Origin of the sequence: Rhodopirellula maiorica SM1 (genome assembly GCF_000346295.1) — a bacterium.
Taxonomy (GTDB): Bacteria; Planctomycetota; Planctomycetia; order Pirellulales; family Pirellulaceae; genus Novipirellula; species Novipirellula maiorica.
The window spans coordinates 1-11,722 of sequence record NZ_ANOG01000677.1 but is presented as its reverse complement, the minus strand read 5'-3'; the positions used below and the strand labels follow the sequence as shown (position 1 = coordinate 11,722).

Genomic DNA, 11,722 nt, shown 5'->3' with positions numbered 1-11,722 from the left:
CGATCCTAATGGAAAATCATGCATGATTCGTCGGTGTACTGCATAAGCCCCGTCTCACGAAGGAAATCTTTCATGCCTTCCTCGGAGACTTTCTCAGTTCCAGAAAGGCAAAATCGTACGCTATCGTCGGCAAAGTCGAGAGACAATGAAACTCCCCCTCCCCCCTTTCTTTGGCTCCAGTACTGCGCATAGGGAACAACGCCTTTGGGAACGGAAGTCGATTTGCCGCTGAGAAAATCGATAGCGGAATTCGTAAGGAACCCTTGAAATTGATATTCGTATGCAGCCTCTCGATGCTCGAACGCCTCTCGCCATGCTTCGTAGTGATCTCGTAAAAGGCCTATGCGAACAGCGACCCTTCCCGTCAACTGGATATACTCGATATATGATTTCAGCGCATCGACGATCAGCGGCGTCTCTTGGTCTTCAGCGCGTATGACGAGGCGGTGCTGCATTCTTGCGTCGCCAAATCCGAGATTCCCATCGTCACAGTACACCCGCGGGTCCGGTCCTGAGTGAAACTGCAAGTAGCCGTCAACTATCTCGAAGTAGCACTCGCTCTGACCAAAGGGTGCGCCTAACGCATGAGCAAGTCGGTCGTACGCGTCTTTCTGCGATTCGACGGAGACGCTTCCCCTTCGAATGGCTTCGTTAAAAGTATCCGTATAACACTTCCAACTCCGCTTGTCTCTTGATCGTTCGACGCCAATAAATGGTGCGATCGACCCTTCAAACATGATGCTGATGTTTATCGAAAAGTCGCTCTGCTCCCATCGCAAGACCTCATCAACGGTCGTTAACAACTGATGCTCGAGGTCAGCGGGGATAGCATGCCAATGGCTGTAACGCACGAGCCCCACGAGGTCATCGCTTCCATCCGCGAAATTTTCTAGCGAAATAGGTCGAATGAAAGCACCAGTGAACGCAGTCGTGGCATCAACCATTTTCTCCGAATCGGTAAAGCGAATCTCCTCCCTGATTACTCCGCGGCTATTGGCGATTGATTGGTTCACTCGCTTTAAAATAGCAAGACAAGAGTCAATCGGAACGTCGCGGCTTTTGACGATTATGTGATACGGAACTTCTGCCATGCTGTAACTTCAAACTCAAAGAAAGTAACTATATCCTCAGCCAATTAGTCGGCCAAACCTGTCCGCCTGGGGTGCTAGGCAGGAGTCTTTAACTAATTTGGCCGCTTTGGCGCTAGCCACGGTTTTGACATTCCAACCGGGGCTAGCGCCCAAACGGCTAACGGGATTTCACCCAATGATTGCTAATACACTTCCTAAGTTTGTCTGGCAAAGGTTTTCCATCGCCACGCATCCACACACGCGTTGCTTGCCCGTCTAGGTTTTTCACCTTCTTCCCCCATATGTTCCCTTAAAACATGTCGCCCTCGCCGACAGCAAGATTCCAACGCAGGTATATTGAAGCCCATGACGACGTGTAGACAAACAACGAAGCTCTTGATCGCGAGCCTGGTGTTATCCGCCACGGTGTCGGCAGACGGTCCCAATCTGGTCCCTCCCGCAAATGAGCAAACCGCCAATTATTGGTGTACCTGGTATGCTCAAAACTATTGGATCGGCCGTGGTACGGACTTGCAGAGTTTGAAGGGTGTTTCAAACTCCGCCGCACGCGAGGAACTCAATGAACATGCGCTGTTCAATGAAGTCGATGGCTGGGCGACGACGTACCTGAAACGCGGACGGCAAGATTTCATTTTTTTGACCGATCATGGATGGCAGACGAAAGACGCTAACAAACGTATCGCCGGGGGTCCACCGTTTTTTAACCTCGTTGCCGAACCGAGCGATTTTCCTCGATACGCGGGGCTTGAACCCAAAGAGGTGCTGAAGCGATTCAACGACGACATCAAATCACTGGGCTGGAATTCGCTGGGCATTTGGACTCGCGGTAACGTGACGCTCGAGCAAGCACGAACGTTTGTCGAGTGGTCGAAATACGCTGGGATCCGGTACTGGAAAATCGATGGCGGCGATACCAATGAATTTAATGCGTTCAAGGCCAAACAGGAGATCTATCCCGAGTTGATTCTCGAATACATCACGGGAGCCGGAGGCAACCTGAACCCGAAATGGGATCAACAATTGGATTCGTATCCTTCGGTGTACGAGATCGGCGGAAAACTTCAACAACCGATGCTCGATTGTCTTCAGCATTCCGACACGTTCCGGACCTACGACGCTTCACCGCTGTTGATGTCGGTCACGACGCTGCGGCGAACACACGACATCCTGAAGCAAACGCAACAGCAAGCTCGATACCGCTCGATACTGAACGTGCAAGATGATTGTAACGTCGCGATCGGATTGGGAGTTTTGGTTGCCAGTAAACGCCACCCGAACTTCGACGAGCGAACGCTGCAGGGCCGCGACTTGCACCACCAACTGTCAGGCAAACGTCGCATGCAGAAGCGGATTAACGAAGCCGAGCGTTTCGGTCGGTGGGCTCGGATTGCTCCCGCGTTTCCCGCCGGGGATGGTGTTTACGTGTCTTCGGAACATGAATTGGTCGATCGCTGTCAATTCACGCAGTGGGACACCTGGGACGTCCAACACTTATGGCAAAGTGGTCAGCCAAAGCGCCCCCGCCATCATGGCCCGCAACATGCCGCTGCCCAAAGTCGAAATTGACGGCGAGCCTCCGTATGTCTGTGCCACGACCTATCCCAATGGCCCCACGGGGATTGCGACCGAAGGCCGCGTCAGCATCGATGACCTTTGGTTTCATCCACGAGCGAAGGTGAGCGTGAAGATCAAAGATGCATCGCAGCCGATTGGGATCGCGGGCCACTATCAACAATTGGTGTTTGAATTTGCTGGCAACATCGAACATCTCAGCCACGTCTGGGCTCAAGATTTGTTGGCCGACGAAGCGATCGATATCAAGCAGGACGTGCGGATTGACGGTTCGACGATGGTGATCGACGGAGCGTTGATTCAGCGGATCGGCACATCGGCTAGCAATCCTGGCGACACGTCCGCACCGGGATTGGTGATTCAATTGGAAGGCGATTCATTACCGTATGCGGACGCCACGTTCACTCCGCACGTCACTCCGGTCAAGCAGTCAGCAACGCCCAATAAGCAAATTGCCAAGCAGTCAGATGGCTACTTCGGGACGGCAGAAATCTCACGATCACCTTACGGTTATCGCGTCGAGGCATCGGGGCCATCCCAGTTCGTGCTAAAAGAATTGCCGCGCGGAGTCACCAATGGCAAAATCTTGGTCGCCTGGAAGATGAAATCTGGCAACGGCTCGGCAACAAAGAACGGGCTGATTGTGTTGTCCAGTGACGAAGACGCCAAAGCTGCTGTGTGCGCCGGCAGTTGGATCGGAGCCAATGAAATCACGCTCTTTGAAAACGATTCGAGCTGGGGCAACGATTTAAAAAAACCGATCAAGCAAGATCGCGAGTTGGACTGCCGTCTAGAGGTCGACTTGGACCAACGTACTGCGTCGTTCACGGTAAACGGCGAGACCCTTCAGATGCCATTTTCCGAGTCGTTGACGAGCATTCATTATGTTGGTTTCGGTGTCCATCGTTCGCAAACGCTGTTTAGCGAACCAGTGATCAAGTATTGATCCACAGGGTGGTTCCTCTGGCGCTCGCGGCTCCAACATCGTCGTCTCGCGATGGTCGCTTTTTTGCGCCGCGGTGGGGGAGAGGTGGCAGGAAAGGTTCGCAACCAAAAATTACGTCGACACCAAACTGTTAGCATTTCAGCGTTACCCCAATACCATCCACTCTGGCACCCATTGAGCCATCTCCAGGTAGTGGGATTCGCCAGAATTCCCATGTTTGCTGTTTCGTCCGTCTGCTCCGACACGAACGGTTTTGCAGGAGACACTGGCTCATCGATCGAGTGCTGACCGGAACGCTGAGGTTGACTAACGTTGACGCTGATGGATGGAATACGTTGTCCCACGCTTCAGCGGGCACGCTGCGTTTTGCAGCAACTCCCTATCTTCGTCTGATTTCACTTCGACCATTCTTTTACGCTCTAGCAAACATGTGCTTGCATCTGCTGTTGGAAGTGAACATAATCGGCTGACGTTCGCTGCCCCTATTCGGGCAAATCTTAAACGATCAAACCGCATTTACGAGGGTCAGTATTGCTAATGACGATCGCCGATGAAAATACGATTGACATGATTGCTCGGTCGAGCGACGGTGGGCTGAAGTTGATCATCGTTGACGATGGGTTGCTTGACGATACGGCTCGGTACGAGGCTTTTCAAAAGAAGTTGCAAAACTATTTCAGATATATTGTGGGACAACTCAAGGATGATCACCCAGAATGCGACCGCAACGACGTGACCATCGCCGTAGCTTGTGCGGTCCCGCCTACCGAAGCGATGCAAAAGATCACCGGACTGGAACATCCCGGTGCGCCAGGGCTATCAGTAAGCGTCGTCTATGAAGTCATTCCCAGTCGTTATGGATGACACACTGATTGGCAAGTAAGTTGTTCTTAGGTCCAACGAGTGGATGGATCCTCACACCACTCTTGGATCTCCGCCCCTCTCAAATCACTCGAGCCTTCATTAATGCGTTTCAGGAGAGCGCGAATACCCTCTCTCTCGCAAAAACCGCAGAGCTCGAGTGTGTCTCCTGACTCACCCTTGCACAGATTAAGTGCGATGCCCTCAGACGGATCGTCAGTCTCTTCCGCTTGCCACCACAAGAGCGGATAGATATTTCCAATCGCACCATCCGTGAACGGATTAAATCCGTTGGCATACCCGCTCGTCACGTTAAGCGTCCAGTCTTTGCCAAGGACGCTAGTGCACTTATATGCAATGTCATAATTGCTGGCGAGACTAGAAACCACAAGTTCCGCAGGAGTCTCGCCGTCTATTGACAACATTGCCTCATGCAAGAGATTGAATGTTGGCAGCCTGGCCTGCTCATCTCTCCAAGTTCTCATTGCATACATAACTGTAAGTGCCTCAGAGTCTCTATACGGCTGCATCGTGAGATTTGAACCGCAATCCAATTTGGACTTGTAGGTAGCCATCTGAGACAGCGACTCTTTTCCAGCCAGCATTGCCGCAAAGAGTTCCTGCTTGCGACTCGGGAAGCAACGCGAAATCTGTTCGCAACGAGATTCGAAATTTCCAGTTGCCGCCCAAAATGTGCATGCTACAAACTCTCGACGGTCCTTAGTTAGCGTTGCATCAACTGCCCCAACCTTCGATTTCAAAGCTACAAGCACCCCCTCCAGCTGGAATATTGACTCGATGGCTGGCTGGTGTCGGTCTGATACCAGCTGCTCTTTGATCAAATTGAATCCAGTGTAATCACTGCCTTCGCCGAACCCGATTATTGAGTGATTCGGTCGAAAAAAAACAACGCAGGGGTAACTCATGGCCGCGTTCTTTTAACCGATTAACGGCATGAGACTCATTGGCGATGGTATCGAAAGAATTCTCGCTCAGTAGCCCCCGTTTCGGCAGTATCAAGCGGCAAGCATTGAATCTATCTTTAGATGGGATAACTCTTACGAACATCTGCTCTGCTTTTATCGAACAATCGATCTAGTTTTCGAACTGTCGAGGCACATTTTTCAACGATCCATCATTGCTCGCTGCCTCAATCATTTCCGCTAGCTGCTTGTTGGTTTAGTGAGCCGTGACGCGTGAGCGGCCGGGTCCCACACATACCCGGTGCCTTACGGCCCACGGCTCACCACTGCGATCTGCATTTTGATTAAATTAACAATCCGCTAGTGCCTCGTTTGATTGTTTTTATTGTTTACCCAGTCGAGTAGCTTCGCCTTTGTTGCGGTGGCGTTTGGTGCGCGAAGCGCAAATTCATAGCCCTCTTCGGTAGCCTTCAAGATCTTGGCGAAAATAGCACTTCCCGTTTGGTCGACAAAAGCGTTGTCTAAGACGGAATTACCTTTCTTCAGCTTTGGGCTTGCCGCTGCCTCTGAATACTTCGCCTCGATATATCGCCAATTACTTGTGTCCAGGACATCGGCATCCGTCTTTCCAAACGCTGAGATTGGAGGGTGTATCAATTTTGCCCCTAGCTTCAGCACAATAAATATACCGAAAGACATCTGCCTACATGCTTAAGCGGTTGTTTGGCAGAATGATTATTTGGCAAAATGATTTCCAAGATCGAGATCGTTTGGTTTCTAATCATTTTGCCCGTCAATCATTCTGCCAATTTTCATTGCAGCAAACAGGCAGGCAGCAATGATGGGGGGATATCCGGTTGGCCGTTTGGGCAAGCGCTGTGATGCATTTGGAGGCAGCAAATTACGGTATTTGCGTTTCGTAGCTGCGCTCGCCAGAGCGTGGATGGTTGCCGCGAAAATGCGAGTCACCACCTTCTGGCGAAGGTAGCTACGACAAAATGTTTTACAGCGTTGCGGTTCGGCGCTTGCCCCGGTTGAATGTCGGAACCGTGGCTAGCGCCAAAACGGCTAACGTACTGAAAGACTCCTGCCTAGCAGGTTAGGAACCGGTCCAAATTCTCTATTGGATCTTCAGTTGACGCTGGTAGACCGTAGAGCCGTTTGTGATGTAAAGGGTCTCGTGGTTCTTGCCCGCGAGCGTGCAACTGGTTAACGGCATCGTCTTGTCGGGTTTGGGAAGGACGCCGCATGGACGTCCCGTGGGGTCAAAGATTTGCACGCCTAACTCGCTGGTGACGTAATATCGACCCGCTTCATCGACGCACATGCCATCGCCACGAGAAACGGAGCTGTAGGGCGGTGGTTCGTTGAACTTGAATTCACCCTTGGGGTCGATCGGCAGTCGCATCGGCATGGTCGGGATCTTCGCGTCCAGTTCGCCACCCGCGTTGACGCGGAATGTCCACGTGTAGGGACCACCATGATCGGAAACGGCCAGCGTTCCGCCGTCATTCGACAGTGCAATTCCGTTAGGGCGTGTGATGCCAGTGTCGACGACCGAAACCTCACCCGTCTTGATGTTGATTCGCGTGACTTGCTTCGCTCGCGTCTCGGTGATGAATATGAAGCCGTCCTTGGAGATCGCCATGTCGTTGGGTTGCACATCGGATGCGACCACATTCACATCGCCGTTGGTTGCGTCGATGGAGATCACGCGTTTCTGTTTGCCTTGGCATGCGTATAGCACTCCGTCGGGGCCAAATTCGAGTCCGCTGACGGACTCCTTCGCAATCACGGATTTTTCGCCACTGATTGCGTCGACACGGTAAACCGCAGGTGCCTTCATATCGCAGAAGTAGAAGTTGCCCTGATCGTCGCTGCACGGTGCATCGGCAAAGCCCAGATCCTCGGCCACGACTTTCCAAGACTCACCAAGCACAAGCAGATTCAGCAGCGTCAGGTCGCCACGTAGATCGTCGCTGGTGTCGATGGTTGGCGAGTGAGCTTCGTTTCGCCATAGCCACTTCATCGCATCGGGAAAACGCGAACTACCGTAGTCCGCGTTGTGCATGAAGCCTTCGGCCCAATCGAATCGGGCGTCATAGCCCATGTACTTCAGCGACGATGCCATCTGCTGGTTGGCGATCGGCCAACTTCCAAACGCATTATCGACGTCGCCACTGGTGTCGGCCATATAAACACGAATCGGCTTGGGTTCCGTTTTTCGTACGAGTCCCGCATAGGCATCGCCACCACGTAGATTGGTGAAGCTGCCGACACTGCTATAGACTTTTTGGAATTGGTCGGTCCGCTCCCAAGCAACAGTAAAGGCACAGATCGCACCAGAACTGGATCCACCGATCGCACGCATCTTGGGATCGTCGGAAACATTGTAACGCAATTCCACTTCTGGCAGAATTTCTTCGATCAAGAAACTTGCGTAACGATCCCCCAACCCGTCGTACTCAAAGCTGCGGTTGGACGACTTGTTGCCTTGGCGTGGTTTCGATTTGTGGTGGCCTGGATTCAGAAAGACGGCGATCGTAGGCGGCATGTCTCCGCGCGCGATTAGGTTGTCAAACACGACCGGTACTCGCCAGCGTCCGTTCACGTCACGCATGCGTTCGCCATCTTGGAACACCATCAACGCAGCGGGCGTGTCCTTGTCGTATTGAGCGGGAACATAGACGGCCCAGTCGCGAATCGTGTCGGGGAAGATCTTCGATTCCCAGGGCTTCATGACCTCGACGGTACCGTGAGGCACATCGTCGCGTGGGACCGCGTCGGGGTGCGGTTCCCAGGCCGGCTTGGTCGCGGTGGACGGAATGTTTGTCGATTCGGCGTCGTCGTCCCACAGCCAACGAAGAGCATTGGGAAGTTCAAGCCCGCCCCACTTGCCGCTATGTCCTCCCTCGGTCATCACCAGTTTGTAGGGGTAGCCCGCGTACTGTAGTGCCGCCGCGAGCGAACGATTGCCGAGTGGCCAGTTGCCATGCAGATTACTGAGGTCGTCGTTGCCTTCTTGCAGATAGACTTTGATTGGCTTTGGCTTGTCTTTCGTTTTGCGGACCAGGCCGGGATAAGCCCATCCGCCCCGAATGTTCGTGAAGCTGCCGATATGACTGAGAACCTTGCTGAACTGTTCCGGTTTCTCCCAAGCAACGGTAAAGGCGCAAATGCCGCCTGATGAAATCCCGCACACGGCGCGGTCCGCTGGATCGTCGGATACATTGATCCCTTCGAGTGCGACGGGCAAAAACTCATCAACCAGGAAGTTCGCGTAACGATCGCCAAGCGAATCGTACTCATACGAGCGGTTGCTGCGGTTGGCGGCGCCCCGCTGCGTTGCCGGAATCGTACCCGGATTCACGAACACGGCGACAGTGACTGGTATCGCCTTCTGGTGAATCAGATTGTCAAAGACGACGGGAACGCGAAACGCACCGCCCGGCTTGGCGTAATTCATTCCATCCATGAACACCATCAAGTTAGCCGGTTGGTCGGGGGTGTACTGGGCTGGCACGTAAACAGCGTAGTCGCGTCGTGTTCCAGGAAACAGCTTGCTCTGTTCAAACACGCCTCGGGTGAGCTTGCCAGTCGGAATGCCTGCCTGAACCTCGCGAGCACTTTTTGCGGCGACCGTTTCCTGGGCCGAGCAACGTTGGGCGAATCCAAACCAAAGGACGATGGCGAGGCAAGTGAAGGATTTTACTGAGACCGAATGCAGATTTCGTATCATCGAGAGTGGTTGCCTGGTGTTAGGAAGGGAAGTTGGCAGGACACATCATGCCGAAACGCTCGTGCTTAGCGGGCTCGTGTATTAACACAGTTAGAAATGAGTGTTCACGTCGCAGCGCAAGTCGTCAAGACGTTTGGGGATTTGCCGACGGTTTTTCGCTATCTCGCAGCCGGGAATTCGCGAGAGATCGAGGTATCTTAACCGAAACGCAACCGAGAGGTATGGAGGGAAACACGGGATCGTCATGGCGATGTCGGTCAGGCGTAGAAGTTGATGGAGAGATGGCAGAAAAACTGTACAACCTAAAACACGCGATTGCCCAAAATTATTAGCAATCCAGCTTATCGCTAAAGCGGCTAATGCCCTTTGATTTAGTGAGCCGCTTGCGCGTGAGCGGCCGGGGGCCACGCATTACCCGGTGCCTTACGGCCCACGGCTCACGCAATCAACGAGCCGATCGTGCCAAAACAGAGAATCTACTGAAAGCCTGCCCGCCTTCCGAATGACTTCTCAAAGCATACAATCAGCTGAGCACCTGTCCGTTGACTTTTGCTTGAATCGTTGATGGCACTGGATTCATGATCGACTGGTGGATGAAACAGCTGTTCTTGCCGACCTCGATCATCTGACGAATCACTTCCTCCGGTTCATCCGATTCGATGTCCAAATGAGTGACCACTTCGACGCCCTGGCCAGCCAGCGTTCCTTTGATAACGGATCCCTCCATCCTGAATCGCGTTTCCTGGGCCAGCTTCATGCTGCGGATATTCAGTTTCTTCACCTTCGCGTAACGCGATAGCTGAGTCAACAGGCAGAACGCGATGCTGGCACTGTAGTACGCCAGTGGCGGCGGCGCGGAATCGTCGCCGTCCAAGTACGAGCCTTCGTCGCAGATGATTTCGAAGGTGCTGCCTTTGGGTTGATCGACTCGGACCGTTGCTCGCTTACGCATGTTGTCCAGCGATTCAGCCTCCAGTCGCAACACGACTTCCCGTTTCTGAACAGGCTGCAAACTGGATCCATGCTCATCGGGATCCGAGGATTCTTCGATTTTGCGGACGATGGGCGTGGCAGGTTCGTGTGACGTCATGGTTTAGTTTCCTGTGCGAGTGAAGGGGCGGGTGAGTTTCCTTCTTGCTATGAAGCAGCTAGGTAGGAGTCTTTCCGTATATTAGCCGCTTTGGCGCTGGCGGCTCGTTGATTTAGTGAGCCGTCACGCGCGCGTGAGCGTCCGGGGCTATACATTACCCGGTGCCTTACGGCCCACGGCTGACCAATGCGATTCGCATTTCGATTAAATCAGCAAGCCGCTAGCCACGGTTCCGACATTCAACCGGGGCTAGCGCCTAGGCAGCTAATGGGATTTTACCCAATGATTCCTGACTGGAGCTGCCGACACGTCGCTACTTATCCGAGTGACGATGGAGGCGGTCGCTCGGCATCAATTTTCCGGCAGAGTTGGCAACGAGACTACAATGATTAACAGTTGGAGAGGAATATGTTCCACCCGCCGTTGTAGGTTGCGCGGAGTTTTCAGTAGGGAAAGAAAGTTTGTTTGCCAGAGGATTACCTGAAAGGAGCGTCGATGTTGTGTGTGCTGTGCGAGGTGGATCAAGCCTACAACGAACACCACCTGATCCCCCGACACTGTCATCGCAAAACTTGGTGGAAACGCCGATTCACCAAGGAGGAAATGCGGCAGACGATTTCCGTTTGTAAGATGTGTCACCGTTCGATCCACAATTTCATTCCGGACGAAAAGGAAATTGGACGACACTACTACTCGATTGACACGCTCAAATCGCATCCTGCGATGGCAAACTACTTGGCTTGGAAACGCCGACGACTTCGCTAAGCAGATCGTCTATAAGACGCTTTGGCGCAAGCGGCTTGTTGATTCCGTAAAGTTTCCTATAGCAATGGGTGACTGATCGACTACCTTGTCCGTCATTGCTGTATTCGACGGACGAGGAAGTCCGTCGTACGACTAAATCAACAAGCCTGCTAGACACGGTTCCGAAATTCTTTGTCGCTTTAATGGACGGAGCAGCGCCCAAGTCGTTTGCCAACGTTGCTCTACCACGGGACGACGCGATATGCTGTTGTTTTGATTTCTCGTTTATTCGATTTGGTAAGCAGGCGAACAATGAGCAAGGTAGCGAAACGCGAGTTGGACTTTCATACCGGTGATGAAGTTGTCGCGGAGATCGAGCGACTGCGCCGCGGTGGGTACACGAAGTCCAAGAATTGGAACTTGACGCAAATTTGCGAACATCTGACTCACACGATGACCGGGGGCATGGAGGGGTTTGGTTTTCGAATGCCATGGATCTTGCGTGCCACGATCGGCCATTGGATTTTTAGGCGACTGCTGCGAACACGAAAAATGTCTAGCGTGCCGACGATTGAGCGTTTGAAACCCAAAACGTCCTCCGCTGCGGACGACGATGTGATTATCGATCACTGTATCGAAGTCATCGGTCGAGCGGAGAAGTATGATGGATCGTTTGACGATTACCCGTTTGTTGACAACTTGACAGCGGACGACTGGCGGCAATTCATGTGGCTGCACTCAGCCCATCACCTTGGC

Annotated in this window: 10 protein-coding genes; 5 read left to right on the top strand and 5 right to left on the bottom strand. The window is 52.9% G+C overall.

All coding sequences use genetic code 11. The annotated features are described in order from the left end of the window. Positions 1 to 5: 5 nt before the first annotated feature. Positions 6 to 1,091, bottom strand: a complete 1,086-nt coding sequence (locus RMSM_RS21710; RefSeq protein WP_008701335.1) for a hypothetical protein — start codon at positions 1,089 to 1,091, stop codon at positions 6 to 8. A gap of 375 nt (positions 1,092 to 1,466) precedes the next feature. Here RMSM_RS21710 and RMSM_RS42900 point away from each other — a divergent pair, with 375 nt between their 5' ends. The 3 genes from RMSM_RS42900 to RMSM_RS21700 all read left to right on the top strand — a co-directional run bounded on the left by RMSM_RS42900 (position 1,467) and on the right by RMSM_RS21700 (position 4,473). Next, complete coding sequence (locus RMSM_RS42900; protein ID WP_236622247.1) at positions 1,467 to 2,657, top strand: hypothetical protein; 1,191 nt, start codon at positions 1,467 to 1,469, stop codon at positions 2,655 to 2,657. Then, the gene (locus RMSM_RS42895; protein WP_236622246.1) at positions 2,620 to 3,609 is read left to right on the top strand and encodes a hypothetical protein; all 990 of its coding nucleotides are present in this window, start codon (positions 2,620 to 2,622) and stop codon (positions 3,607 to 3,609) included. Before RMSM_RS42900 ends, RMSM_RS42895 begins: the two co-directional genes overlap by 38 nt. A gap of 537 nt (positions 3,610 to 4,146) precedes the next feature. After that, the gene (locus RMSM_RS21700; protein WP_008701328.1) at positions 4,147 to 4,473 is read left to right on the top strand and encodes a DUF6572 domain-containing protein; all 327 of its coding nucleotides are present in this window, start codon (positions 4,147 to 4,149) and stop codon (positions 4,471 to 4,473) included. Between the two features lie 26 nt (positions 4,474 to 4,499). Here RMSM_RS21700 and RMSM_RS21695 read toward each other — a convergent pair whose 3' ends face one another. The 4 genes from RMSM_RS21695 to RMSM_RS21680 form a co-directional block, all read right to left on the bottom strand. Continuing rightward, the gene (locus RMSM_RS21695) at positions 4,500 to 5,396 is read right to left on the bottom strand and encodes a hypothetical protein (RefSeq protein WP_008701327.1); all 897 of its coding nucleotides are present in this window, start codon (positions 5,394 to 5,396) and stop codon (positions 4,500 to 4,502) included. A 357-nt stretch (positions 5,397 to 5,753) separates the two neighbouring features. Beyond that, on the bottom strand, positions 5,754 to 6,092 hold the full coding sequence (locus tag RMSM_RS21690) for a hypothetical protein (RefSeq protein ID WP_040768800.1): 339 nt from the start codon (positions 6,090 to 6,092) through the stop codon (positions 5,754 to 5,756). 421 nt (positions 6,093 to 6,513) lie between these two features. After that, complete coding sequence (locus tag RMSM_RS21685; protein WP_008701320.1) at positions 6,514 to 9,132, bottom strand: alpha/beta hydrolase-fold protein; 2,619 nt, start codon at positions 9,130 to 9,132, stop codon at positions 6,514 to 6,516. Between the two features lie 523 nt (positions 9,133 to 9,655). Beyond that, positions 9,656 to 10,222: an OsmC family protein gene (locus RMSM_RS21680; RefSeq protein WP_008701317.1), complete on the bottom strand. Its 567-nt coding sequence runs from the start codon at positions 10,220 to 10,222 to the stop codon at positions 9,656 to 9,658. Between the two features lie 495 nt (positions 10,223 to 10,717). Here RMSM_RS21680 and RMSM_RS21675 point away from each other — a divergent pair, with 495 nt between their 5' ends. Beyond that, positions 10,718 to 10,987, top strand: a complete 270-nt coding sequence (locus RMSM_RS21675; RefSeq protein ID WP_008701314.1) for a hypothetical protein — start codon at positions 10,718 to 10,720, stop codon at positions 10,985 to 10,987. Between the two features lie 291 nt (positions 10,988 to 11,278). After that, on the top strand, positions 11,279 to 11,722 hold a 444-nt coding region (locus tag RMSM_RS37205), incomplete at its 3' end, for a DUF1569 domain-containing protein (protein ID WP_008701312.1).

Bases quoted from the DNA above. Each gene is read 5' to 3' on its own strand.
- RMSM_RS21710 (WP_008701335.1), bottom strand. From the start codon at position 1,091: ATGGCAGAAGTTCCGTATCACATAATCGTCAAAAGCCGCGACGTTCCG.
- RMSM_RS42895 (WP_236622246.1), top strand. From the start codon at position 2,620: ATGGCCCGCAACATGCCGCTGCCCAAAGTCGAAATTGACGGCGAGCCT.
- RMSM_RS21700 (WP_008701328.1), top strand. From the start codon at position 4,147: ATGACGATCGCCGATGAAAATACGATTGACATGATTGCTCGGTCGAGC.
- RMSM_RS21695 (WP_008701327.1), bottom strand. From the start codon at position 5,396: ATGAGTTACCCCTGCGTTGTTTTTTTTCGACCGAATCACTCAATAATC.
- RMSM_RS21690 (WP_040768800.1), bottom strand. From the start codon at position 6,092: ATGTCTTTCGGTATATTTATTGTGCTGAAGCTAGGGGCAAAATTGATA.
- RMSM_RS21685 (WP_008701320.1), bottom strand. From the start codon at position 9,132: ATGATACGAAATCTGCATTCGGTCTCAGTAAAATCCTTCACTTGCCTC.
- RMSM_RS21680 (WP_008701317.1), bottom strand. From the start codon at position 10,222: ATGACGTCACACGAACCTGCCACGCCCATCGTCCGCAAAATCGAAGAA.
- RMSM_RS21675 (WP_008701314.1), top strand. From the start codon at position 10,718: ATGTTGTGTGTGCTGTGCGAGGTGGATCAAGCCTACAACGAACACCAC.